Source organism: Nocardioides scoriae, from assembly GCF_900104965.1.
GTDB classification, from domain to species: Bacteria; Actinomycetota; Actinomycetes; order Propionibacteriales; family Nocardioidaceae; genus Marmoricola; species Marmoricola scoriae.
Genome location: NZ_LT629757.1, coordinates 2,995,101 through 3,018,709, shown reverse-complemented (window position 1 = coordinate 3,018,709; position 23,609 = coordinate 2,995,101). Strand labels below are relative to the sequence as shown.

Genomic DNA, 23,609 nt, shown 5'->3' with positions numbered 1-23,609 from the left:
CACCGCGTCTCGGTGCACCGCGCGCCGCTGGGTCACTGCCGACCTCACGTGTGCCGCTGGTTCAGGGGAGACGGACTGCGGCCCCGGCACGGCAGTCTGGCAAGGTCGGCCGCCACTAAGCCTGCCGACGCTAGGTCACGTCAACGATGGCACCGACCAGTGCGCCTACGGCTGCGTCGCGAGCCAGCGTCTCCGGAGTCAGGACGCCGCTGTCGTCGATGGCATCCTCGACGATGAACACGAGGACTTCCCGCCGCACGTAGATGAGCGCGGAACAGCGGGCGCATGTCAGGTGGGGCTCGGGTACGGCTGCTGGAGCTGCGGAGGTCGTCTGCCCCGCCTGCAACCCGTGTAGGGGGAGTGGGACGGGCGGCTACCGGACTCGTGCCGCAGCGGTCTTGGCGACCGGCGTCGCCGAGTTGCTGCCGCTGTAAGTGACCTTGAAGTTCGCTTGCCCGCGCGGGACTCGGTAGGTCACGGTCCGGGCCAGCGGGGTGGCGGCGACGGTGACATGACCCAGAACCTTGGTACCTCTGTAGACGCTCACGGTGCCGCCCGGGCGTGCGGCACCGGGCGTCTGCAGCTTGAACGTCACCCGAATCTGTCGGGTCAGCGGCTTCAGGGTCGTACTCAAGGACGAGGCGGCTCGGATAGTGGCGGTGGCGGCGGTCAGCGCGGTGGCCTCTGTCCACGACTCTTCGTCGTTCGCGGTCACGCGGGTGCTGATGCGGCGGCCGACGTCGGCGGTGGTCAGACGGTACGCGGCGCCGGTGGCCGAGGCGATGGGGGTGCCGTTGCGCAACCACTGGTATGAGATCGATTGCGGGGTCGCGTTCCACGTGCCGGCGGTGGAGGTGAGAACGGAGCCTGCGACCGCACTGCCCGTGATGGCCGGCTTCACCGTGCTGCGGAATCGGTCAACGCGGACGGCCGCGGAGGTAACTGCCGCCGACTCCCAGCCGCTCTTGGAGGCCTCCTCACGCACTGTCAGGTCGCAACCGTCGAGGCGCTCGTCGAGGGCCATCGCCTCGCCGAACCCGATGAGCTCGGTGCCGCAGAACCAGCGGTAGTCGCGAGAGTCAGGAACGCTGTTCCAGGACGCTGCGACGACGCTCACGTACTGCCCCACCCGTGGGATGCCGGCGAAGGCAACCGGGCTTGTGCTCTTTAGCTGGTGGGCTTCGTCGAAGCCGACGATCGGAGAGATGCCGCCGATGTCGCGGCCGTCGTAGGACTGGGTGAACGGGACGAGGCGGGTTGCTTCGGCCTGGTTCGCGGCGTCCTTCCACCACTCGGTGGTGAGGTGGGTGCCTTCAACGCGCACCGTCATGTTGGTCGAGTTCCGGTCCAGTCCACTGAGGCGGTACCACCCGGTCTCATCGGTGGTGGCTTGGGACCACTGAACGGTGTTGTTCCAGGCGGTGACGGTCGCTCCCGGCACGGCCCGTCCGACGGAGTCGCGCACGAACCCGACGATCCCAACGCCGCCGGGCAGGGCGACGTTCTGGTTCAGCCGGGTCTCGCCGCTGCTGACGGTGAGCGTGTTCGTGGGCCCGGCCGTCAGCGGCACGGGCGCGGTCGCGGTGCCGACGTTTGGTGCAGCGGGGGTGCCATCGAGCCAGGTGGGCTCGAAGCCGCCGCGTGCCGGGGCCGCGCCAACTCCTGCTCGGACGCTGACGTCGTACCCGGCCGGCACCATGACCTTGTAGCCATTGGTGGAGCTTGAGGTGGTGTAGCGGCTCAGGGGCACCCAGTGGTCGTGGGAGCGGACGTGGGCAAGGACCTGCTGGGAGGGCAGGGCCGTCCCGTGGCTGTTGGTCACCTTGCCTGCGACGTAGCCGATCTTGGGGACCGTGATGTTGACGTCGGACACGATGCTGCCGGCGTCGACCTGCACGGTGTCGGCGTCGGTCGACGTGAAGGCATCGCCGTACCAGTAGCCCTCCGTAAGGCTGTCGCCCCAGGCGACGCGAAGCTTCACCGGTTGCGCGGTGGGGACCTGGACGTTGAACGCACCCGTGCTGGAGGAGGCGTACGCCGCCGAGCCCGTGTCCTCGGTCCAACTGCCGTCGAGGTAACGGAAGACAGAGACCCTGCGGGTAGAGCTCGAGCTGTCGAATGCGACGGTTCCTCGGATGAAGCCGCCGGGGGTCAGGGTCTCCGAGACAGTCACGATGGCGGCGCCGTCGATGTGCACGGGGACCGCGGTCGACTTGTCCTCACCGCCGCCGAACCACTTCGGCACGTGCCGTGGTGCGGTGAACCGGACTAGGTAGGTGCCGTCGGCGAGCCCCGAAAGCGTGTAGCTGCCGTCGCTTCCAGTGCTGCCCAGGGCCTGGAGGGTTCCGTCAGCAGCTCCGAACACCTCGACGTTGGCGCCGGCTAGCGCCCCGCCCGCAGCTCGGGTCACAACGCCGGCCACAGTGCCGGCACTTGTGTCTGCGGCTGCGGCTGCCGGGAACCCCGTGCTGAGCCCGGCCGCCATGACGGCCAGCGCGGCGAGGACTGCACACACGGTGCGGGCCAAGCCTTGACCGCGTGATGGCCACGCAGGCAGCGCTGGTCGTGCGGTGAGCAACGTTCGTACTACCCGAGAATGCGATGCCACGTGCCTGTCCCCCGTTGCGATCTGTGGTGGCGAATGGGGACAACTGGAGCACAAAGTGCGCTCCAGGAGGGGACCGGTGGGCGTCAGGGCCGTAGGTGGTCTGGTCCAGACAAGACGCCGTCTTTCGGGATAGCCACCTCACGCTGCGCCAGTTCCTCACAGATGGAGGCCAACTGCTCAGCCGTCGGGTCAGACAATGACCGAAAACGTTCTGAGAGAGTCGACCAAACGCAGTTCTCGACTGAGACACCATCACGGGATCTCGCTCCATCATCATCGCCTCGTCACGCGCTCCCACCGGAACCGCCCGTCGGGTCGGATCCCGCCCACTGGGACTCCTTGACCAAGCACCGGAGGCCGTACGAACCGCTCGGCAAGCAGGGCCCTCAGTTGCTCCGGTCGCAAGAACGTTCATGTCGCCACGGTCTTGATCCGACGGGCCGCTGCAACCGTTCGCCCTGGGGCCGCGCGGACGCCCCACCGACGTCAACGCACCAATCCGTTGCTCGGTCCTCTCGGTAGCGTCACGGCACCAGGCGTCATCTTGTGGCGCAGCGGCGCATCGGACCCGAGCAGTTCCGCTGGCCGCCGTCCCGTGGGACGCCGCGCGGTTGCGAGCCTGCAACGTTCGCGCCTGGCTAGTGTGACCCGTTCCCGGGTGAGCGCCAACGTGCGCAACAAGAGAATGGAAAGCCCATGCAGAAATCACTGATCTCGCTTGTCTGCGCCTCGAGCGTGCTCACATTCGCGCTGACCGCGTGTGGCACTGCCAGCAACGACGCGGAGAACGACAGTTCCTCGCAGACGTTCTCGCCGCAGGAAGGCGACGGCGCCGACGATTCAGCCGGCAAGGACGCCCCGACCTTCAAGGATGGTGTGCTCACGACCCCGGACTTGAAGATCCAGGTCACGCGCCACAAGGTGATCAAGGCGGGGCAGAGGGGCAACGAGTACGGCACCAAGCCGGTGATCGCGTTCTACTACAAGACCACGAACGTCTCTGGTCAGAAAACTGACCCGTTGAGTTTCATCGCGAACTTCATCGCCTATCAGGACAACAACCCGGATGCGGAGAACCAGCTGGAGGTGGGCTCGCTTCCGGATGACCGGTTCCTGGAAAGCCAGATGGAGACCATCAAGAAGGGCGGAACCGTTGAGAGCGCGATCGCTTATGAGCTTGACGACCTGAAGACTCCGGTGGACCTGGTTGCGACAGATGGCCTGACTGACCCCATCGGCAAGGCCTCCTACGAGCTCGAGTAGTGACGTGGCAGGTTGCCGGGTTCAGCTGCTCAGGCAGGTTCCCCAATGGCCTGGCCCAGGATGGCCCCGTCCCCCTGCAACAGACCTCGGGGACCGAACCGGAGAGTCGGCCGTCAGGTGGGCCCCGCAAGACGGGCAGCGGGCGCGGCGGCGGACCGGTACGACTGGCGGCGGCCTTCGGCAGAATCCACGGACGTCGGCGGACCCGCCGGGTGCGCGCAACGTCAGCGTGCCCACGCCGCAGGGCAACGCAGTGACAGAAGGGCTAGATAACCCACCATCCACCCTCATTCGCTGCCGGATAGGCCGCTGCCGAGAGGCGGAGTGCGTTGGTAGACATCGCCGTCGGCAAACACGGCGGTGTTGATCCAGGCCCCGGTGGGCAGCCCGTTCGTTCTCGTGCGCCGGCCGGGCTGCAGGCGAGGGGCGTAGCCGCTGCCGCTCACCAACCGCCGCAGGCGAGTGGGTGGACCCATCCGGTCATGATGGACATCGCCTGACACACCTCCTCGCCGGAGGCCTTCGAGTACTTCAACGTCACGCCGCTCGCCGAGTGGCGCGCGAACCGGGCTGCGACGGCGTCGCCGGCGATGCGCTGTACCTGGGTGACCGCGTGGTGACGGAACCAGTGGAGGGTGACACCGAGGTCGTCTGCCCACGGAACGTGCTTCTGCAGCCGACTGTTCACGCTGTCGATGCACCGACTGGTGACGCGCACTGGCTGCGTCTGACCGGCCTTCGGCTTCTGGCAGAACACGGGGTCGCTGAAGCGGCTGGCTCCGCGTGAGTGCGCGAAGTCGGTCAACCGTTGCAGTAGCTCGCCGGTGATGGGCTGCTCGCAGCCCTTGTCGCCCTTCTCGTGCAGGAACACCGTGCACCGAGCCGGGTTTAGCCGCCCCAGGTTGAGGTTGAGGAGGCCCTCGCGGCGGGCGCCGGTCACGAGCACGGTGTCTACGAGCAGCCTGGCGAGCTCCGGGTCGTTGCCGCTGGTCGCCGCGACGCGGTGCAGTTCGACGAGCTCGGGTTCGGTGAACGCGCGGCGTGAGCCGTCGCTGCGGGCAGGGCGCGTCAGATGGTCGGTGGGGTCCGCGGACGCGGGCAACAGGTTGTTCTTCACGGCCTGGGCGAAGAAGAACCGCACGGCGTTGTGGAACGAGGTCCGCGCACCGCTCTGGCCGTGCTCGCGGGGCCGACGCCCCTGGTCCTCTCGTCGCCAGTTCTTCCATTCGTGGTCCAGCCGGGCTCGCCGGAACGCCCACTTCGCCGCCTCGTCTACGTCGCTGAAACGCACGTCAGCGAGTTGCATGTGGCCGCAGCCGGCGAACAACTTCTCCTCCACCGGCACCTGTGCCGGGGTCGAGGTCTGGCCGGTCGGTTGGCCGCTACTTCGGGTCTGCCTGCGGTTGGCGTAGGGGTAGCCCTCGACGAACAGGCGGAAGTACGGCTCGTAGGTACGGAATGTGCCACCGCCGCGTTCTTCGTCTGCGTTCGCATGTAGCGCTGCTCGCCTGACGGTGTCGTAGAACTGCGCGACGGTGAGCCCATCACCTTGGTTGCCAGGTGCGTCCTCCAGGCCGGCCCGCTCGGCGGCCTGACGCAGGTCATCCATCGTGAACTCGCCCACGCGCAGCATCCCGGCGAGCGCGGACGCCTTGTCGCTGCTCACTCCGGGCCCTCCATAAGCAGCTTCAGCGCACGGGCTAGCGAGACAAACATGACATTGCCACGCAGAGGGTCGGCGATGACTTGAACCTGCGCCCCAGGCGCGACACCGAGCGCGAACTTCGCCCCGGGCGTCAGCGTTAGGCGTCGCTGCGAGTCCAGGCGGGCACAGATGCTGGTTGCAGGCCGGCCGCCACCCGATGCGTCGCCCGGTTCGTCGCTGCGGCTCAGCAGCACCCGAGACCCCTCTATGCGCACGGACAGCGCGGCGCCTGCGTCCCACCCCATCGCAGCTGCGGCCTTTCCGAGGCTGATGCGCGAGGTGGCGTCGAGCACAGGCTGAGTTCCCACCAGGTCGGACGTGCGTCCTTCAGCTGCTTGAGCGAAGAGGTCGACCAGCGGTGGGACTGTCGGCTGGCGCATGCCGGTAGAGGCAGAAAAGACCTTCGTGGGCAGAACGAGGTCGGGAACAGGGCGTCCGGACAGTTCCGCGAACCGCTCCGCCAACGCGTGGTTTGTACTCATGTCCAGGACCGGTCCGGAACGCCCTAGATCCGACAACCAATCACCAACCGAACCGACGGCTCCTCGCCGGACGCGGAGCTGCGCCCCCAGCCTCAGCGTCACGAGAGGTGTGACGGGATGCTGCTTCGCGTGTGTCGGACTGCCACAGCTTGGGCAAACCTGCAATTCAGGCCCTTGCGCACGAACCTCCAGGTCGGCCGGACTCACGCAATCAACTCAGCTGAACTCTGACGATGTGGTCGCGTCGCGGACGGCACGTGCCGTGTCCAGCATGTCGGCGCCGCCTTCAGTCAGCGCTCGCCAGGCGTCGAACGCAAGAGGGCTAAGCCCCTCGAGGGCTTCCAGCAGGGTGAGCTGACCGATGGTTGAGACCCACAGCTCCGGCCGGGTGGTCCCGTCACGCAACAGCCTCTCGCGCTCGCGCTGCACTTGGTCGATCAGATCGGCAACGGGCACGTCGCGGCCGACGAGGTCGAACTTGGCGCGGGCTTCGTCCTCTGTTCGCCCGCCGATGCCCAGCCGTCTGTCCAGCCACTGGTCGACCCTCGACCCCAGATCGGCCCAGTCGTCGCGCGGACGCAGGGTACGGAAGGTCGTCATGCCGAAGGACGCCAACCACTGGACCTACCCCAATGCTGGCGATGACCAGAAGGTGCGAGCTGCAAGGAGCAACCCTGCCGTCAGCGCGGCCCCTGGTGTCGAGAGCCCCGGATGGGGACTGCGACCGTCGCGAACGGGCGACAGCCCTGGATGGACCGCCGCCCGCCAGACACGTCACGACCCGTGGAGGGGCAGCACCTAGGCGCACTTCGCGGAAGCTGCGCTCGCGGCGCCGGGCCCGGTATTTGCCGAGAACTCGGTACCCGACCGTCGGGCACCATGCGGCCGTGTAGGAGGTCGGCGAGAACCCGCCGACCGCGCAGGAGAACGCGCCAACCCGGGGCGGGCACCGCACCCCCCAATCGCCCGCTTCCCGTTCCGCTGCGGCACCAGGTTGCGACGGCCGGATGACACGGGCACGCGCGCATCCGGAGCCCCAACCCAACCTGGGCCCGGGGGCAGCCTTGGCCCGAGTCAAGTCCCGACCTACCGCCACCTAACAGTTCCAGCACACCAGCTGCCCCATGGCTCCGCTCAACCTGAGCCCTTCGGTCACGGTTCGCCCTCCGCCTGCTGATCGAGGAGCTCGAGCCAGAGTCGCGCCAGGGCGACGGCAGCGTCGGCAACGGCTCGAGGATGCGCGGTCCCAAAGGGCCCCGTAGTCAGCCGCCCGTGACCGGTTCCAGCGGCGTTCCGGAGTTCATTGACTGAGTTGGCCATGGTCCAGAGTCCGTTGATGAAGCGTTCCATCGCCTTGCCCGCTCGTGACGCCGGTTCGAGGTCAGTAGGCATGAGGGGGAGGACTTCTCGTGCCTTCCGGAGCAGTTGCGGGTAGTCGAGTCGGTCATCGACGGCGCCGCCCGTCTCGTGGATGACGGTCTTGGCAACAGTCTCAAGGAGGTCCTTAGTGTGACCCAGTAGCGCTGCGGGGTCTTCGTGACTGCGCTGCAGACGCGAGATCTCGGCGCGTACGTGGCTTCTGCTTGCCGGCAGCGAGCCGGCGGCCAACGGCGTTATCTCGCGCAGTTCCCCGTCGTCGCCAACCTGCAGGCCCTGCTTGGCGAGCTGGGCGGTGAGGTTCCTTGCCATCGAGTTGCCGACGTAGACCTCGTCCTGACCTGGATCAAGGTGTCCACCGCGGTGGAGGTCGTAGACCATCCAGTTCACAGTTTCACTGATCCGGTCCGGGCAGTTGTTGCCGACCCAGGCCAGCAGGGCCTCGACGCGCTCCTCCTTGTTCGACGCACCTTCCGCGACATCCCACGGGGCCTGCAGACGCTTGAAGTAGCGATCAATGGCGGCACCGGTCGGGCGGCCGTAACCGTAGAAACACTGCGCGAGGCTAGAGGCGAGTGGGTGAGTGAGCTTCACCGTAGCCATGGTTCAACTCTCACGGTGCCGTCCAGCCGGCCGGGATCAGCGGTCGAGGTCTCAACGCCTTATGCCCAGGAGTCGCCGAACAACCGAGCTAACCAGCACATGAACGAGACCCTCAGGTTCGCTGCGGCCGCGAGCCCGGGCCCTGTTCGTCGACGCTCGTCCCCTCGCGAACCGGTCCGCTTGTTCACGCTCGCGTTCGCGGTACTCATGGTTTCCGTCGTGCAAGGACCGCCCGCAGCACATGTGGTCGTCGAAGAGAAGGTCAGGTGAGCGGCCCCAGTTGTCGACGTTGCGGGCCTTGCGACCGCACCCCTGGTGCGAACAGCCGTAGTACCCCGCCTGGCCGCCGCCGCTGACCCAGATGACCCTGTCATTGTCCACTCGTCGCCTCCGTCCGCAGAAGGAAAGTGTGCATGCTGCACCCAGACCTGCGCCCCTGTCTGGGACGCGTGTTCGGAGCTGATGACCCCCCGGCCCACCCCACCTCTGTCGCCCAGCCGTCGTGGCAGTCCACCTCACGCCGCCGACCGAGGCCGCGCCTCCTAGGACTCCTCGGCCGGGCGCACCAATGCCGTCGGCACCCATGACTGCGACACGAGCACCTCGGATCCCGTCCCCGTGGGGTACGACTCGACGCGGACGACCCACGCCTCCCAACCGCGCCGACCCTTGTGACGCCACGCCAGCAGCATCCCCGGCGCAGGAAGCGACCACTTCCCTGTCGTGTCCACCAAGACGTGGAACGAGGGCTGGCGTGACACCTGTCGCAGGTTAGAACATGTGTTCGACTGACACCCAGTTGACCTTGCCCACGCCTGCCGCGACGGCGGGCAGGACGGCTTGTCCCGCGACGTGCGCTCATGAGTCGTCGCACACCCCCACGTGACCAGGCCGGCCGCGAACAACTCCTGCAGTGCATGGGCGGCGGCCCCGTAGCACGCGGGTAACCCCCCGGCCCCACCCTGAGACAGGAATGCCCGAGGGACGGAAACCCGGTCTAGCGGTCGGCGCCGCGCCCTGGGCGACCCCCGACGTGCGTTCGCGTGCTGCGACTACTTCCCGGGGGGTTGCCGTCATCCCCCAACGCCCTCGTCGGGGCGTCGGGACCTCACCACAGGAGCCCGCATGAGCGCACGACCCCTGACCCGCATCGGTACCGCCCTCGGCGCCGCCGCGACCGCCGCCCTCGCCCTGGCCGGACCCGCGCAGGCCGCCTCAAGCACCATCTCGGTACCGGGCGACTTCAACCCCGCCTACTCCGATACCCGCCTCAGCGGGCACTACGAGGTCCAGGGCACCGGGCTGCGGGTCTGGACCCGGAGCAACACCCGCGAGGACAAGGTCGCCGAGTACGTCAACACCATTACCCCGCTCGCCTCCACTCTTGGAGGCTCGTTGTCTCCCGCGAGAGTTCACAACGTGACCCCGGCCTCAGTGACTACTGGCCGCTTGGCGAGACCGAGTGGGAGGAGCGAAGGAGCGACTGGCCAGTGAAGTCCGGCAAGCGAGGGAGGCACGCGGGTGGGCGGCGGAGATGAAGAACCCCAACGACGTCAAGCTGTCGAAGGACCCGTTCGTCATGGGCGCGACCCCGTCGACAGACGGCACCCGCGGCATCGTCAACGGCTCCGGCGGCTGCGTGAAGTAGCCAGGGCAACAGGTAGTGCGGTGGCGAACGGGCCCAGGCGAAGTCGGGCACATCGCGTGCTCAGTGATCCCTAGATCGACGACCGTCACCATCTCCGTAGTGCCGGGCCGATCAGCCGTCAGCCGCAAAACGGGCGGCCTGTGCTCTTCCCTCATCCGTGTAGGTCCAGATAGCCGGCCGGGTGTCGCTCCGTCGCAGCCAACCAAACTGCTCCAACTTGCCCAGGAGCGTGCTCTGGCTGGTCCCCTTCCCTCCCAGGGCCGTGGCAATACGGAGGTCTGTCGCTCCGTCTTCCAGTAGGTCGCTCAGCAGCATCAACCGCCGCCCCACGGCGCCAGGCACGTCACGCTGAGCTGCCACCCGATCGGTCAGCTCGTCCACACACTCGTCAAACGGCAAGCGAAGAAGTTTGTACTCCTCCGGAAACCGCACAGCGGCATCCAACCCAAACCGTTCCGTGTCGAGCATGCGACCGCAGTCGCACAGCAAGTCGCGCGGAACTTCGGGCACGTGCGTCACGATCGACGCGACCTGACCGCACACGCACTTGCATCCACGCATCACGTGACGGTGAATGCCTGTGGGCAAAACTCCAACGAGCTCAAGTGTCGGCTCGAACGGTCGTATCTTGCTGTATTTCGTCGACGACGGCCTCGTCATCTGGTGGTACGCGCTCGCGCGCGGAATCGGTGCGCACTCGGCGAGGTCCGAGACGGTGAACTCCTCCTGCTTCGCAGCGAAGGTCGCCGCGAATTGACGTGAGTACGACACCGTCGCGTACATGCCGTTGTTCATCCACCTGAACTTTGGGTCGGTGTAGATGCTTACGATCCACGACACAAACCGCGGTTCCCGCCACTCCTCGCCCATCCATTGCGGCAGTTCCTCGCCCCGCACCGAGTGCAGGACCAAGTAGGGCAGTTGAACAAACGGAGCATTGCGCAGGATCGTGGCTGCGTCCTCAGTCACCCTGCCGCTTCGGACTAAGTCACCGAACAACCGCCGACGCGACGCGGCGCCAACATCCGGCACGGTGTCGAGCTGGGCGGCCACTCGCGCCGTCCCGCGGGCGCGACCCGAGATCGCCCACTCGAAAGGACCTAGGTCCGCGACCCCCTCGACGGTGTTGATCCGAACGGTCGCGATCGCCCACCACTTGCCGCTCCGCAGCTCCATCGAGAATGACGGGATTATTGCCTCGAGTGCTTGAACCTCCTCCTGCGAAAGGACGCCGCCACTCATCTTGAGCCGGGCCATCGCGGGGACGATGACGTGCGTCAACGCATCGAATGGTCCCGTTGTGGTTGGGACCTTGGCGTCTGCCTCGATCTGGGCGAGTGCGGCGCGGGCTGAGCGCAGCTCCTCGCGCGCTTCTGCGGCCGCACCGCGATAGAGCTCTGCGGTCTCGTCGTCATCTTCCACCTCGATCTCGCGGCGGATGGCGTTCTTGATCTTCTTGCGGGCCTCGAGGATCACGCCCTCTTGGAGTCGCCGACGTTGAGCCAGGACATCGACGGTGGTGCCGGTATGCGCACCCGAGAACGTTGAGTGCCCGGGGCGACGGTGCACGGGCAGGCCCGTTCGACACGCAGCGATGAACGCGTCCACCAACCCGGGAAACATCTCATCCTTCTTCACGTAGCCGACGACTTGCGCTTCCATCGAGTCGACCGTCCGTGCCGACGAGAAGGTACTTCCTAGCCTCACCGGTTCTCCTCCTTCGACTGTTCGAGCAAGGCGAGACGTGAATCGGAACGTTTGCCTGCCCGAGCGGGCCAGCGGACGACCGTGTAGAGGTTTGTGCCAGCGACGAACAGCTCGTACTCCCAGTTGCCATCTCGCCACCGCCGTCCTGCCAAGGCGGCTACCGATCGGCGCGAACGGGCAGCGGCGCGCCGGGCCTGCGACTGCACATCCAAGGCACGACTGTGCTGGGCGTTCAGAGTGGCGTTGTGCGCCACGGGGCTGGCCGACCCAGCGATCACGTCTTCAGCGAGCGGCCGCACGTCGTTGCGGTTCCGCTTCTCGAGCAGGTGACGCGTGTGCCGCGCGGCAGCTTCAGCGAACGCCTGCACAACTTCCGGCTCCGCCCATCCACCGTCTGGGACACCAACCTTGTAGAGCATCTGCATCTCACCCAGGTCGTCGGGCCGGGCCGGGTCCCGCACGATGGGGACGCCGGCCAGCTCCTCCATCCCCGGGAACACGTTCGACACCCGGAACAGGTATTCGCCGTGACACCACAGCGGGGCCCACGCGAACATCGAGTCGATGAGGGCGCTCGTGCTGCTCATCCCGCCGACCGGCACGACCTCCTTCAGCCGCCGATGCTTCCGCATCGACGTGATGCCGGCACGATCCAGCTCGCGGGCTAATTGAGACGGCGGAGCGTCCTTCGACAGGATCATCATCATCTCGCGGACCTGAGCGCGCTTGCTCTCATCCACCACCAGCTCCGCCGTCGTCGGGTGAAGCTCGTATCCGAATGGCACCGTGCCCTTCCCGAAAGCCCACTCGCGGCGGCGCCACTTGGAGATGCGCCCCGCCATCAGCCGCTGCACGATCCAGTCGCGCTCCATGCTCGCCACGAGGCTGAACATGCTGAACATCATGAACCCGACCTGGCCCTCTGGTCCGACGAAGGTCAACCGCAGCGTTCCCGCGTGCAGGTGGTCGACGTTGCCCTCGATCGCCGCAGCCAGGCGACTGCCCTGAGGCTGCGAACGGATCAGTCGGCTGAAGTTTGCTGCGTACAGGTTGAACGGGCGGAGCCGCTGGATCACCTCAATTAGGATCGAAGTGAAGGCGTTCACACCATCGTTCCCGACCGACGCAGCCGACGCCTGCGACCACAGGTGCCAGTAGCCGCCGAAGAAGAACAGTCGCGCTTTCGTGGAGCCGTTGCGCAGGACCTCCACGTGGACCTCAGTCGTCGTTGTAACCCCCACGTCGTCCGTGAGCGTCACAGGGAATGAGTCGCCGCGCAGCGGCTCAAGGCCCACCTGCCTGATGGCGTCAACAGCCGCGATCGCCCGGTGGCTGAGGTAGGTCTGTTCGCGCATTGCGTTGAACAGCTCAAGGTCCCACTGGTCCGACTCGCGGATGACGTAGAGCCCGAGCACCCTTGGGGGCCGGTCCAGCATGCAGGTGGGGTCCGGTGACTTGGTCATGATGTTTCCTTCCCGCCGACCTCACGGTGAGGCTCGGCCGCCTCCGAGGCGCCTCGTGCCAAGGCCATCCAGGCCTTAGCGGTCACTTCGGAGACCACGGGGTCGGTCACATCGGGGGCGGGGTCCGCGGCGCCTTGCACTCAGGGGAGTGTTGTTTATAAACACTAGATGAGCAAGGGTTGTGGCTCCCGTGACGGTGTGACCGACACCTCGAGAAGCAGAAAATCGTTTCGTTGAAATCCTGCTGCTCGACGGCGACCGTGCGGAGCCCGCAACTTCTTGCAAGCAGGTACGCGCGATGAGCGGCGAATCGTTGTGCGCCTGCGCAGAACCGCTCTCGTTCGAGGACGCCCTCGCCGTCGAGACGGGTCTCGACGCGGCGTGCCGCTGCGACCCGCGAACGTGCGGTGGGGGCGGGTACTCGTCAGACACACCGATGGTGATGCAGGCGGGCATCCGCGCACTTGCCGCCAGCCTGCGGACGGGTGCACCTCTGCTGCGGTTGGGGCCGTCCGATCATGCAGCTGGGTTGTCGGCCGTCGATGTGGAGCGTCGCGCTCTGGAGGCCCTGGTCTTGGCCTTGGTGGCCGATGGTGACGAGGTGGGCGCGGTCCAGGCGCGCGAAGAACTGGTGAGCTTGACCGACGTGCAGGAGGAGGGAAGTCGGTCCGTTGTCGTGTCCGGGTTCGCCTTGCGGTCAGTCGGGGAGCAGTTGCTTGCCGTGGTCTCTAGGGATGGGGCAGACACCACGTGTTGTCAGGCAACGCCGGAAGCCGACGACGGACCGATCCGGGTTCGCGCTGGGGAGTTCGGCGCGGGAGTGAGGTCTTGGGATGTGTCACTGCTGCTCGGCACGCTCCGAGGAATGCTGCTGGTTGGGCCTGTCCGTGTTCAGGGCGCGGCCGAGCCCACGTACCAAGGGGCATCACTGCAGACTCGCTCGGAAGACCCGCGCCGCGGATCCTGATTGGTTGTGAGGTGGCACGGGAACCGTCTGTCGTGGCTCTTCAGCGGTAGGTCTTCCACGCATCGAGAAGCTCCTGCGGGCCCAGTACGTGCAGGCCGGCACCGGGCTCTGCGGCTGGGGCACGACGCCGGACCGGCCTTCCGCAAGCTGTTCCCGCGTCTGATTGTGGACATGTGCATCGGCGACACCGAGCACCACCTGCGCAACTACGCCGCCCCCTGGGACGGAGAAACCTCAAGGTCGCCCTGGCCTACGGCACCCCGCAACTCCTTAGTTGCGAACTAGGCAATCGCGCGGACCCGCAGCGGGGGACGCGCCAGCCAGCTCTAGGTCTGGGGCCGCACGGCCGCCGTTTCCGTCTCTTCGCCCTCAACGCCGACACCGTCATCGCCCCGTCGTCACCGCGATCAGCGCCACTAGGGACGAGGTTCGTAAACAGGCGCTGCTTGCCGCATCGGCCGCCCTAGGGACGGTCTGCAACATGGACCAAATCTCGCGTGAATCCACGGACCCAGCGTCGGTCAGGTACCGGTGTCTCGAGCTGGCTGACTTGCTCGAGGAGCTGATCTGCGACGTGGAAAGCGGCAACTTCGATCCTACGGACGCCGACAGCCCCGAGCAGCAAGTCTCTGGCTCGGTTGCAACAGAATGGGGAGAGCGACTAGCGCCGTCACGGACCGTAACCTTCTTGCCTGTCGCTCCGGTCACAGTTGCTGACGCAGGCCAGGTCCCCAACAGTTGCTGACGTAGGCCAGGTCTCCATCTGACGTGTGCACCAGCACTAGCACTAGCCCGCCCGGCTTGATTCAGATTCAAGCGTGCCGCTCGACCGGGACCCGTCGCCGGCCGAGTCGGTTCGAGGTGGGCGCTGCAGCTGTGTGCAGAGTCAGGCGGCCCACGCTGGGGTCGGTCGGTACTGGCCGTAGGCACGAACTGCACGGCCCTGTTGCGCGATCGGAGGGTGGGTGTTGCGGGTGCCGCTACACTGAGTTGCATGTTTGCTTACGGTGATGTCATCCCGGCCAACGGCGCCCCGAGCCAGCTCGTCACGGCCGCAATCGCGACCCTGCACCCCGCTTCGCTGACCGAACTCGCGAGGACGGCTGGCATCAGCAAGTTCGCTGCCTCGCGCGCGGCCGCTCCCCTGATCGAGAGTGACTTGTTGCGAGTCGGTGATGACGGCTATCACTTCAATGACGCCCACCCTTTCGCTCGCGACCTGTGCAGACTGGCCTGGCGAGTCAGTGGGGTGCAACGCCCGGAGCAGCTTGCCCAGCGGTCCGAGATGATCAGGCTGCCGCCGCGCCACGCCACTCCGAGCGACGCCATGCCCCGGGAGTATCGAGACGTGGTCCCGGCGGCGCTGCACGCACGCGCTGGCGACAACGACGACTCAGGGCCCGACCTGATCACCGTGCGCGACACCTGGCTCGAGCTCGGCGAGCAGATTTCCGCTCTCGACGCCTACGAGGCGTGTGGCCGGGACGTCTACGCGAAGTGGAAGACCGAGCGGCTGCGAGATGTGGTTCACCAGACTCTGGGGTTCGGGGGCGCGGTGGCCGAGGCCCGGCAGACGCTGCTTGAGGTAAGCACCGCCCAGATGCAGGGTGACGCCGACCCACGACACGTGTACATCAGTTCCCACGCTTGGGCACGGGCTACCTGGCTGGTCTCGGCTGAGCTGCGTGACGTCGTTGGGGTAATCGCGATTCTGGACCGGGCGATTTGGGTGGGCGGTCGGATCAACACGTTGCGAAGTGATGCTCTCTACCATCTGGAAGCTGCCAGCTACGTCACTGCGAGCACGTCTGCAGGTCAACACCAGATCGCCGAGGCGCTCGCCAGCGCAGCGGAAGCTCGCGCGCTCTGGCTTGACGATAGCCACGGCCCCTATGCGAACTTGGGGGGACGGCCCCGACCAGTCGACGTCGGAACTGCAGGGGATCAAATTTTGGCAGTTCAGCTTGCGGCTTCTGCCAAGCGTCTAGGTCGCCTGCTGTTTGACATGGCGCACCACCCCGCGCTGGCCTCGTGGAGGGACCGGAACGTCGTGCCAGCTCCAGAGGCCGAGCTCTTCCTGCTTGATGACGGGCGCATCCCTCTTCGGGGTTCCCGTGACTGGCCGAAGACGCCACCGAAGCCCCGTGGCACCGGGCCGCAGCTGGACAGTCAGTCCCCGTGAGGGCTTGGCTGACGATGCGACGGCAGCGGGGGGCGGCGAGTCCCTCACAACGGTTGCCGGTGCCGGTGCTTGGCTGTCGCCATCGCACGTGGTGAGTTCAACTCCGAGGCAGGTCTGCCCTCTATCCCCCGTAATGCTACGGAGAACGGGTGCGTGTGATCGAGGAGGCCGGCTTAGTCGTCGAGGTCGTTCGTAGGGCTGCTGTCGAGCCAGCTGTTGTAGGCATGCAGCAAAGCGGCAAGAGACTCGTGTCTGTAGGCGGCCTTCGCTGCGCCGAACATGTCGCGGCGCTCGAGACCCTCCTTGCCCACGAGCATGAGTGCTGCGCGCGGGTAGGTGTCGGACTTGGCTGACAGCCTGTCCATCACCGGGGTTTCGAGGCGTTCGGTCGCGGCGATAGCAGCTTCGGCCTCATCTTCGGCCGGCCGGTAGCCGCGGTGGATGACGCGGTTGCGCATGCGTGCGACGCGGCGTCGAACCGGTACTGGCGGACCTTGACGCCGAGGAAGCGTTCGATGGCGCTTCGCTCGCTCTCGACGACCGCTGCCGCGCAGCCGGGTCGCCCGTCCTGCGGTAGCGCCCGCCGACAGCCGCCGCGCCCCGGCCGCTCCGACATTGGTTTCCGCAGTCCAGTGCGCTTTCCCGCGGATCGGCTCGGCCGATGCTCGGATCAACGCACATCTCCGCCCGCCCGACCCGCCGAGCGAGTGTCCCGCAGGACAGCAGGCGAGGTAGCTAGTCGCCCTGCCATTGGTGCCCGTCGATGAGCCATGACGGAGCGGGGCGTACACCAGTGGGCCCGGACGCGGCGGCGCATGAGGCACGAGGCCGACCGGAGCGGCTAGGACGCGCCCGGCGCTCTTGTTGGATTCTTCTGGTGTGACCCGGATGCACCTGGTCGCGATGCTCCCGCCGACCACAGCGTCATCGACGCCGAGCTGGGCGTCCAAGCCATCGGATGCTCGCAGTCACCCAGCGGGTTGGTGTTCTAGACCTTTGATCCCGGATCCGGGCGAGAGGGCGAGACGGCCCGCGTCGAGACCAGCCCGCGCATAGCCTTCCCGCAGATGTGAGCGGTTCAGAACTGACAGACCCGGACATAGCACTAAGGGGAACCGATGAGCGCCTTCCGTCACGCGGCGGCCGCCGCGCTTTCATGCATCGGTCTGGTGGTTACCATCGCGCCCGGCGCCTGGCTTTCGCCTGCGAGTGCCGTAGCCACGGCAAGCATGGTGGACCCCTCACTCTTTCACGGACAACGAGCGGTCCTCCGCGGCGACCTCGGGTCCGTAGCGCGCCCCGTGAGGCTCCAACTAGAGGTCGCCGGTGCGTGGACAACCACCCGCACCGGCACCACGCTCCGGAACGGCACCTACTCACTCTCAGACACCGCGCCAAGGATCGGGGAGTTTCGCGTCGTCGCACCCCGATACCGAACGGGCGGGCGGACATACGCCGCCTGGACCTCCGCGGTACGACGTGCCACGTGGCAGTCCACCATCGGTGGTGGAGCAACGCTCCCGGCCGGGCAGGGTCTGCGATCACAGTCAGGGCGCTTCGCCACGATCATGCAGGGTGACGGAAACCTCGTAACGTACGACCTCGAGCAGCAGAAGGCGTCGTGGTCGGCTGGAACCAACGGCCCGGACCGACGAGCGGTCATGCAAGCCGACGGCAACTTGGTCGTCTACAGCGGATCCAGCGCCGTGTGGTCGAGTTCGACGGCGCCCGCCACCAGCTCAACCCTCACCATGCAAGACGACGGCAACCTCGTCCTCGCCAGCCGCGGCGGGCTTCCGCTGTGGTCCTCGGCGGGTGGACGGGCGCCGAGCAATGCCGACGAGATAGCCGCCGGAGCCAGTCTGGCGCCGAACATGGCGCTGTGGTCCAGGAACGGCCTCCACCGGGCTGTGATGCAGGGTGATGGCAACTTCGTTGTCTACGGCCCGGCCGGGGCGCAGTGGTCGACCTCAACGGGAAGCGCCGGATCTAGCCTCGCCCTGCAGAGCGACGGGAACCTGGTCGTGTACGCGGGTTCTGTAGCCACTTGGTCCAGCCACACCGCTCCTGCACGCGGGGTCCGGCTTGTGATGCAGGACGACGGCAACCTCGTTATGTACAGCCGGGGTGGGGTGCCCGTCTGGTCTTCGCGTGACGGCCGTGGCGGGTGGGCTGAGGACACGCTGCCAGCGGAGACTCAGCTGACCCCCGGGCAGGCGCTGTGGTCGCACGACGGGCGCTTCACCGCACTGATGCAGGGCGACGGAAACTTCGTCGTCTACGGACCCGGTGGTGCGCAGTGGGCCTCAGGCACGGGGGTCAGCGGCTCGATCGTCAGGATGCAGGGCGACGGCAACCTGGTTGTCTACGCCCCTGGGGCTGTCGCGAAGTGGTCCTCGGCGACGCAGGGAGCCGGCGCACGGCTTGTCATGCAGGATGACGGCAACCTCGTGATCTACAGCGGCAGCACGGCGCTGTGGTCCTCGCGCGGGCAAGGGGTGTCCGGGCCCGGTACGTCGTCAACGACGGGTGGGTACCCGGACGCCGACGCGGTCGCATGCCAGGGGTTGTACGCGTGGTGCAAGAACGGCTCCGACTACCACCCGGTCCGGCGGCTGGCCTACCGCAACTGCACCGACTACGTGGCCTGGAAGAAGGGCCTGGTCTGGGGGCAGGTCGCATCTGGGGGCAGCGCCGACGCCACTAGGTGGAAGGCAGGCTGGCAAGAAAGGGGGCGCGAGGTCGGCTCGACTCCGCGCGTCGGTGCCGTCGCCTGGTGGGGTGCCACGTCGACCAACCGCTACGGGCACGTGGCGTACGTCTTGGCCGTCAACCCCGATGGCTCAGCTCGCATCGGGGAGTACAACAACGGCGGAACGGGGCGGTACAGCGAGCGCAACACCCGCGCGCAGGCCTACTTGTACTGATCGATCACGAGTCTCAAGCTGCGTCCTGGTTCTTACGCGCACGAATCAGACACGTAGGGCAGATCTCCGCGCGGACAAGTTGTGCCACGCGCGAGAGTCACCATGTGGCGCGCCGGAGGAGATGTCCGCATCGGCCATCTCCTTCCGCGAGACCCCGTCCGCGGCCCGGTCGCACGCGCCAGCGCCAGGTAAGCGGCGAGGCCGTCATCGGCAACGAGGTACCCGGTCCCTCCGGGTACGGCGTACATCGCGCCCACGAGGTTGGGGTCGACGCCCCGGGCTGCGAGGTCCGCGGTCCTCGCATAAGGCCAGGACCTTCTTCGGAGTCGTCATGGCCGCATCCTCCCTCTGGGTGGGCTTCAGCACCACGGCTGGACGGCGCAGCTGGCAACGGGCTCAGTACAAGGCGGGAGAGATCTACGCCGGGCTGGGTGTGCAGAGGGCTACACGAGCCGCTTCTCGACTGCGCGGTGCGTGTCGCCGCTGTACCCGACGAACAGGCGTACGTCGGTGCCTCCGCCCCACGCGCAGGGCCGGTACTCGCGGGTGTACCCGCCGGCGTGGCCGTCGGCGAACTTGCCGCGGGTGTCGAAGATGGCGTGCACGGTGGCCTTGCTCATCCCGACCTTCACGTGACGCCACTCGTGGCGGGTGACGCAACTGGACGACCCGCCGTCGTGCGCTGAGGCCGGCCCCGCGACCACCCCGGTGAACGTGGCGGCGGTGGCGAGGGCCACCAGCGCCGTTCGCGTGCTCGACCGCACCATCTTGCGCCTCACTTCTGCAGCTCCACGGCTGCTCGCCGGACCTTGATGACCACGTTCTTGCAGGTCGACGCGCGCTTGGTCAGCGTCGTCTTCTCGGCCTTGTTCACGCTCAGCCGCCACCGCATCTTCACCGCGACGTACTCGCGGACGTAGCGGCACTTCGCGAGCGCCGGCATCCACTCGGCTGGGTCCTGGTCGCCCTTGCTGCGGTTCGACGACGCGCTCACCGCGACGAGGGCGCGCCCGTCGCCCAGGTCGTTCGCGTACCGGGCACGCGTCTCGGTCGTCCACCGGCGGGCGCCGGAGTCCCATGCTTCGGCCAACGGCACCATGTGGTCGATGTCGAACGTCGAGGAGTCCTTGGTGGTGACGCCGTCGTAGTAGGAACGCCACTCACCCGACTTCACGTCGCAGGCGGTGACCTTGACCAGCGCCTCGGCGGTCAGGACCTCGTCGCGGGTGTCTTGGCAGTCGTCGTCGGCGTCGTACCAGTCGCGGAACTTGCTCCGCTCGTACCCGGTCCGGACCTCGGTTGCGACCGGCAGGCCCCGGACCGCGGCACGCAGCCGGACCGACTGCGTGTCCGCGTGCGCGGCCGGACCGGTCGCGACCACGCCGGCGCTGGCGGCGACGGCGAACGTGGCTGAGAGCGCGAGGGTCCGCATCGAACGCCCGGGGGCGTCGCGCCTCACCGGTCGTGTCCGCGTGCCGGGGGTGCTCATCAGCGCTTCTCGCAGGCGATGCCGTCCTTGTCGCGGTCCAGGGTGGAGTTGTGCGCGACGGCGGTCTTGTACACCTTGGTGTTGTGGTAGAAGTTCCGCACCTTCTCCCCGCTGGTCTTGTCGACGGCGTTGGCGCGGCCCACGCCGTGCTTCCACTTCGCGTTGAGCTTTGTGCAGTTGTCGTGGATGCCGGTGGTGTGGGCCTGCGCGGGCGCGGCCATGCCGATGGCGCCTGCGGCGCCGAGGGTGGTGGTGAGGACGGCGGTGGCGACGGCGGCGCCGAAGGACTTCACGTTGGACACGGTGCTGCTCCCGAGAGTGAGGTGGAGGTTCGCTGCTCCCAGGTTCGGGGGCGAGAAGGAGCGTAGGCGTGACGGGGCCGACGCGGGGCCGCTTGGCGTCGCTGGGCTCACCTGACAGCTGCGTGGGCTAGACGCAGGAGGAGCTCCGGCTCGCATGCTGGTCGGAAACCAAACGGGTGAAGCGCAGACCTGACTGGGGCACCTACCTTCCGCACCCCACTGGCTGTCCAGTCGCCATGGCACCGCTGCTGCTGGGACACCCACGGCCCGGCCGTGGTTGCGGCCGTCGCGAATGCGGTCGAGGTCGCGGCGGGTCGGGTCGGGTCGTGGAGCCGTCAGCTCCCGGCGGCTGCCCCGGTACCGTGCGGCGCATGCCTGCCCGGATGCTCACCCTCGACGCCGTCGCCGAGGAGCTCGCGATCAGCCGGGCCCAGGTGTACGCGCTGGTGCGCCGCGGCGACCTGCCGGCCGGGAAGATCGGGGGCCGCGGTCAGTGGCGCGTCGAACGCACGCACCTGGAGGCGTACCTGGAACGCACCTGGGCCGAGACTGCCGAGTGGGTGCGGGCGCATCCGCTCGCCGAGGGCGAGGAACCATCCGCGACTGAGCTGTAGCCCTCACAGCGTGCCGAGGTCCTTGACCGCGATGTAGATGTTGCGGGCCGCGAGCCACGTCGGGGTCTGGTCGCGGATCTCGGCGTCGGTGAGGCGGGGGGTGTCCAATACCCACGCAGTCGGCAGTTGCTGCGCAGCCGTCCATGCTGGCGGCGGCAAGTTCACGCGCTCGAACTCGTGGTGGACGAGTACGGCCAGCAGCACGAACCAAGGGCCCTCCAGGCCGGTTGGGCGCCTCACCCACGCGTCGGCCACGAGTGCGGGTTCTTCTCGGAGCGCCAGAGCGTCACGCAGCCGGTCCCGGACCTCCAGCACGACCGCGAACGTGCGGTCCCCGTCCCCGCGCGCCATCGCCACCCGCACCGCGTCGGCGGCCTCCTGAGCAGACGGCACAGGCCCACGCAAGCCACGGGCCCGACAGCCGCTCGGGCAGTCGGTGCCCTCGCCGGTCCCGGGCCCGGCGTCGGGGTGGGGGTGGGGGTCGCGCACGGCCTCATCCTGCCCGCTGACGCCGACACGTCGCCGCGGGTTCTGGCCGGCGCTCCTCAGACCTTCCAGCACGCTGCGCCGGGGGCGCACAATGGGTCCATGAGCGCGCCCAGGAAGGTCGTCATCAGCCGTGGAGACCGAGACAGGGTGCTCCGCGAGGCCCTGCTGGACGACTCCAAGGTGCGTGTGTCCATGACCCATCGCGCCAGCACGTCGACCGTGGCCGCGCCCGTGGTTGTGGCGGCCCCCAAGAGGGTCGTCATCAGCCGCGAGGACCGGGACAAGGTTCTGCGTGCGGCCGTGCGCGACAGCTCCAAGGTCCACGTCTCGCTCACAGGCGTGCGCGCGGATGTCTTCTCCTCGCGGGTCAACCGGTCCCGTCAGTAGCTGCCTGCTCATCCCCGCCCGGCGAGCCGGCTGCGCAGCGCCCTCATCAGCGGCGTCGACTCCAGCCACGTGATCGCGTCCAGGTCCGACCACACCGGAGCGCCCGCAGCGACGGCGAGCACGTCGGCGCCCGGTTCTCCGAACAGGAGCTGGTCGCCCATCGTCTGGATGAACCACCGCCGCTGCGTCTCCACGAAGTACGTCTCGGCGCACTCGACCAGGAACGCGATGACGTTCTCGACGTACTCCTCAGACATCGCTCCAAGGCGGTGCGGCTCCCCGACACGCGACACCCACCAGACGTCCTGGTCGAACACCCGCAGGTCGAGCATGTCGACACCGAGGTGACCGAACGCGGTGAACGGCCGCTCGCCGGGCCACAGCCGCCGGTCGCTCGGTACCGGGCTCGGCAGGTAGCCCGTTGCGGGGTCCACCTCAAGTCCCTCCGGGCCCTCGCACATGCCGTCATCGCGCTCGCTCACGACGCTGATGCTGCCTGTCACCACCGACATGTCCCCATCGGGTTACCAACAGGTGCAGTCCTCTGCATCTGTCCCGTCGATGCGTGACAGTTCGGCGAGGGACCGAAGTGCCTGCGCGCCGGTGGGCCCGTGCAGCACGATGGGCAGGCCAGACGGCTGGCCGGCACCCTGCCACCGTCGGTCGCGAAGCAGTACAAGGCTGCGTTCGACGTCACCGGCTGAGCCGGGCGGCACAGACCGAGGGCGCTCGTCCTGTCGGTACGTAGTGTCGTCACCATGCGTCCGTCCAGCCGCCGCGACCGCTCCAACGGCCGCCTGCGCCAGCCGCTGGAGCGGGCTGCGCCCGAGGGTACGGTGACCCGCCTCGGGGTTCGGGTCGACCGCGGCCCGGAGGCCGGGCCAGAAGTTCGACTGCTCCTCAACGGACAGGACCCGCTGGGCTCCAGCAGCTTCTCGACCGGGAACCACCCAGGCGACCTCCTCGACAACGGCGCGCTGCTCCCCACCGACCCGCCACAACGCATCGGCCTGTACGGCTGCAACTGCGGCGTCTTCGGCTGCGGCACCCTCACCGCGCTCATCGAACGACGCGGCGACACCGTCGTGTGGCGCCGGTTCTACGCCTTCCACGCCGGCGAGTACGACGGTCCGTTCAACGAAGACTCCACCTGGCCAGACCCCGTCGACGACCCCGACGCCGACGCCGACCTTCTCCCCGATCAGCTGGATCTGCCGACCGTGACCTTTGATGCCGAGCAGTACCGGCAGGTCCTCGCCGACGCGGCCAGCGGCTGGTCGAGCGCCCACGGGCGACGGAACGACTGGACCTAAGCCCAGCTCGGCCAGACGGGCCTCGTGCCCACCCCACGCCGCGACAGGCGCGCTGCCGTGCCCGAGCACGGACGAGGGGTGTC

At 67.7% G+C, this 23,609-nt stretch carries 21 protein-coding genes; 8 read left to right on the top strand and 13 right to left on the bottom strand.

Annotated features, from left to right (window positions below; genetic code table 11):
- Positions 1 to 373: 373 nt before the first annotated feature.
- Entirely contained in the window at positions 374 to 2,527 is a 2,154-nt protein-coding gene (locus tag BLU55_RS14305; protein WP_091730977.1) for a carboxypeptidase regulatory-like domain-containing protein, read from the bottom strand.
- A 777-nt stretch (positions 2,528 to 3,304) separates the two neighbouring features.
- On the opposite strand from BLU55_RS14305, the gene BLU55_RS14300 reads away from it, so the two are divergent.
- On the top strand, positions 3,305 to 3,871 hold the full coding sequence (locus BLU55_RS14300) for a DUF5067 domain-containing protein (RefSeq protein WP_091730974.1): 567 nt from the start codon (positions 3,305 to 3,307) through the stop codon (positions 3,869 to 3,871).
- Between the two features lie 442 nt (positions 3,872 to 4,313).
- On the opposite strand, the gene BLU55_RS14295 is transcribed toward BLU55_RS14300, so the two are convergent.
- The 4 genes from BLU55_RS14295 to BLU55_RS14280 form a co-directional block, all read right to left on the bottom strand.
- On the bottom strand, positions 4,314 to 5,537 hold the full coding sequence (locus BLU55_RS14295; RefSeq protein WP_091730972.1) for a site-specific integrase: 1,224 nt from the start codon (positions 5,535 to 5,537) through the stop codon (positions 4,314 to 4,316).
- Positions 5,534 to 6,040, bottom strand: coding sequence for a hypothetical protein (locus BLU55_RS14290; protein ID WP_157682889.1), 507 nt, complete (start codon positions 6,038 to 6,040; stop codon positions 5,534 to 5,536). Before BLU55_RS14290 ends, BLU55_RS14295 begins: the two co-directional genes overlap by 4 nt.
- Positions 6,041 to 6,274: 234 nt before the next feature.
- Positions 6,275 to 6,658 (bottom strand): hypothetical protein, encoded by a 384-nt coding sequence (locus BLU55_RS14285; RefSeq protein WP_091730966.1) that lies wholly within the window; start codon positions 6,656 to 6,658, stop codon positions 6,275 to 6,277.
- A 552-nt stretch (positions 6,659 to 7,210) separates the two neighbouring features.
- Complete coding sequence (locus BLU55_RS14280; protein ID WP_091730964.1) at positions 7,211 to 8,038, bottom strand: abortive infection family protein; 828 nt, start codon at positions 8,036 to 8,038, stop codon at positions 7,211 to 7,213.
- 1,125 nt (positions 8,039 to 9,163) lie between these two features.
- Here BLU55_RS14280 and BLU55_RS14275 point away from each other — a divergent pair.
- Positions 9,164 to 9,532 carry a hypothetical protein gene (locus tag BLU55_RS14275; RefSeq protein ID WP_091730961.1) on the top strand — a complete coding sequence of 123 codons (369 nt, stop codon included), beginning with the start codon at positions 9,164 to 9,166 and terminating at the stop codon, positions 9,530 to 9,532.
- Between the two features lie 265 nt (positions 9,533 to 9,797).
- On the opposite strand, the gene BLU55_RS14270 is transcribed toward BLU55_RS14275, so the two are convergent.
- Both BLU55_RS14270 and BLU55_RS14265 read right to left on the bottom strand, forming a co-directional pair.
- Complete coding sequence (locus BLU55_RS14270) at positions 9,798 to 11,348, bottom strand: hypothetical protein (RefSeq protein ID WP_157682888.1); 1,551 nt, start codon at positions 11,346 to 11,348, stop codon at positions 9,798 to 9,800.
- A gap of 41 nt (positions 11,349 to 11,389) precedes the next feature.
- Entirely contained in the window at positions 11,390 to 12,856 is a 1,467-nt protein-coding gene (locus BLU55_RS14265; protein WP_091730954.1) for a serine integrase family protein, read from the bottom strand.
- Between the two features lie 298 nt (positions 12,857 to 13,154).
- On the opposite strand from BLU55_RS14265, the gene BLU55_RS14260 reads away from it, so the two are divergent.
- Both BLU55_RS14260 and BLU55_RS14255 read left to right on the top strand, forming a co-directional pair.
- Positions 13,155 to 13,823, top strand: a complete 669-nt coding sequence (locus BLU55_RS14260; RefSeq protein ID WP_091730952.1) for a hypothetical protein — start codon at positions 13,155 to 13,157, stop codon at positions 13,821 to 13,823.
- 994 nt (positions 13,824 to 14,817) lie between these two features.
- Positions 14,818 to 16,005, top strand: a complete 1,188-nt coding sequence (locus tag BLU55_RS14255) for a hypothetical protein (protein WP_091730949.1) — start codon at positions 14,818 to 14,820, stop codon at positions 16,003 to 16,005.
- Between the two features lie 173 nt (positions 16,006 to 16,178).
- Here BLU55_RS14255 and BLU55_RS14250 read toward each other — a convergent pair whose 3' ends face one another.
- Complete coding sequence (locus BLU55_RS14250; RefSeq protein WP_091730947.1) at positions 16,179 to 16,463, bottom strand: hypothetical protein; 285 nt, start codon at positions 16,461 to 16,463, stop codon at positions 16,179 to 16,181.
- Between the two features lie 1,203 nt (positions 16,464 to 17,666).
- Here BLU55_RS14250 and BLU55_RS14245 point away from each other — a divergent pair.
- Positions 17,667 to 18,932, top strand: coding sequence for a CHAP domain-containing protein (locus BLU55_RS14245; RefSeq protein ID WP_172833918.1), 1,266 nt, complete (start codon positions 17,667 to 17,669; stop codon positions 18,930 to 18,932).
- Positions 18,933 to 19,375: 443 nt separating this feature from the next.
- Here BLU55_RS14245 and BLU55_RS19540 read toward each other — a convergent pair whose 3' ends face one another.
- The 3 genes from BLU55_RS19540 to BLU55_RS14230 all read right to left on the bottom strand — a co-directional run bounded on the left by BLU55_RS19540 (position 19,376) and on the right by BLU55_RS14230 (position 20,723).
- Positions 19,376 to 19,552: a hypothetical protein gene (locus BLU55_RS19540; RefSeq protein WP_157682887.1), complete on the bottom strand. Its 177-nt coding sequence runs from the start codon at positions 19,550 to 19,552 to the stop codon at positions 19,376 to 19,378.
- A 155-nt stretch (positions 19,553 to 19,707) separates the two neighbouring features.
- Positions 19,708 to 20,421, bottom strand: a complete 714-nt coding sequence (locus BLU55_RS14235; RefSeq protein WP_231916884.1) for an HNH endonuclease family protein — start codon at positions 20,419 to 20,421, stop codon at positions 19,708 to 19,710.
- Positions 20,421 to 20,723 (bottom strand): excalibur calcium-binding domain-containing protein, encoded by a 303-nt coding sequence (locus BLU55_RS14230; protein WP_197681000.1) that lies wholly within the window; start codon positions 20,721 to 20,723, stop codon positions 20,421 to 20,423. The genes BLU55_RS14235 and BLU55_RS14230 overlap by 1 nt, the downstream gene beginning before the upstream one ends.
- A gap of 371 nt (positions 20,724 to 21,094) precedes the next feature.
- Between BLU55_RS14230 and BLU55_RS14225 the strand changes: the two genes are divergently transcribed.
- A complete protein-coding gene (locus tag BLU55_RS14225; protein WP_091733952.1) occupies positions 21,095 to 21,337 on the top strand; it encodes a helix-turn-helix domain-containing protein in 243 nt (80 codons plus the stop codon).
- A gap of 3 nt (positions 21,338 to 21,340) precedes the next feature.
- Here BLU55_RS14225 and BLU55_RS14220 read toward each other — a convergent pair whose 3' ends face one another.
- Positions 21,341 to 21,826: a hypothetical protein gene (locus tag BLU55_RS14220; RefSeq protein ID WP_091730936.1), complete on the bottom strand. Its 486-nt coding sequence runs from the start codon at positions 21,824 to 21,826 to the stop codon at positions 21,341 to 21,343.
- A 99-nt stretch (positions 21,827 to 21,925) separates the two neighbouring features.
- On the opposite strand from BLU55_RS14220, the gene BLU55_RS14215 reads away from it, so the two are divergent.
- Positions 21,926 to 22,213: a hypothetical protein gene (locus tag BLU55_RS14215; protein ID WP_157682886.1), complete on the top strand. Its 288-nt coding sequence runs from the start codon at positions 21,926 to 21,928 to the stop codon at positions 22,211 to 22,213.
- A gap of 8 nt (positions 22,214 to 22,221) precedes the next feature.
- Here the strand turns inward: BLU55_RS14215 and BLU55_RS14210 are convergent, their stop codons facing one another.
- Entirely contained in the window at positions 22,222 to 22,695 is a 474-nt protein-coding gene (locus BLU55_RS14210) for a hypothetical protein (protein ID WP_157682885.1), read from the bottom strand.
- 276 nt (positions 22,696 to 22,971) lie between these two features.
- On the opposite strand from BLU55_RS14210, the gene BLU55_RS14205 reads away from it, so the two are divergent.
- Positions 22,972 to 23,526 (top strand): hypothetical protein, encoded by a 555-nt coding sequence (locus BLU55_RS14205; RefSeq protein ID WP_157682884.1) that lies wholly within the window; start codon positions 22,972 to 22,974, stop codon positions 23,524 to 23,526.
- Positions 23,527 to 23,609 lie beyond the last annotated feature (83 nt).

Coding starts and splice junctions, on each gene's coding strand:
- BLU55_RS14300 (WP_091730974.1), top strand. CDS start 3,305: ATGCAGAAATCACTGATCTCGCTTGTCTGCGCCTCGAGCGTGCTCACA.
- BLU55_RS14285 (WP_091730966.1), bottom strand. CDS start 6,658: ATGACGACCTTCCGTACCCTGCGTCCGCGCGACGACTGGGCCGATCTG.
- BLU55_RS14280 (WP_091730964.1), bottom strand. CDS start 8,038: ATGGCTACGGTGAAGCTCACTCACCCACTCGCCTCTAGCCTCGCGCAG.
- BLU55_RS14275 (WP_091730961.1), top strand. CDS start 9,164: ATGAGCGCACGACCCCTGACCCGCATCGGTACCGCCCTCGGCGCCGCC.
- BLU55_RS14270 (WP_157682888.1), bottom strand. CDS start 11,348: ATGGAAGCGCAAGTCGTCGGCTACGTGAAGAAGGATGAGATGTTTCCC.
- BLU55_RS14265 (WP_091730954.1), bottom strand. CDS start 12,856: ATGACCAAGTCACCGGACCCCACCTGCATGCTGGACCGGCCCCCAAGG.
- BLU55_RS14260 (WP_091730952.1), top strand. CDS start 13,155: ATGAGCGGCGAATCGTTGTGCGCCTGCGCAGAACCGCTCTCGTTCGAG.
- BLU55_RS14255 (WP_091730949.1), top strand. CDS start 14,818: ATGTTTGCTTACGGTGATGTCATCCCGGCCAACGGCGCCCCGAGCCAG.
- BLU55_RS14250 (WP_091730947.1), bottom strand. CDS start 16,463: ATGCGCAACCGCGTCATCCACCGCGGCTACCGGCCGGCCGAAGATGAG.
- BLU55_RS14245 (WP_172833918.1), top strand. CDS start 17,667: ATGCAAGCCGACGGCAACTTGGTCGTCTACAGCGGATCCAGCGCCGTG.
- BLU55_RS19540 (WP_157682887.1), bottom strand. CDS start 19,552: ATGAGCAAGGCCACCGTGCACGCCATCTTCGACACCCGCGGCAAGTTC.
- BLU55_RS14235 (WP_231916884.1), bottom strand. CDS start 20,421: ATGAGCACCCCCGGCACGCGGACACGACCGGTGAGGCGCGACGCCCCC.
- BLU55_RS14225 (WP_091733952.1), top strand. CDS start 21,095: ATGCCTGCCCGGATGCTCACCCTCGACGCCGTCGCCGAGGAGCTCGCG.
- BLU55_RS14215 (WP_157682886.1), top strand. CDS start 21,926: ATGAGCGCGCCCAGGAAGGTCGTCATCAGCCGTGGAGACCGAGACAGG.
- BLU55_RS14205 (WP_157682884.1), top strand. CDS start 22,972: ATGCGTCCGTCCAGCCGCCGCGACCGCTCCAACGGCCGCCTGCGCCAG.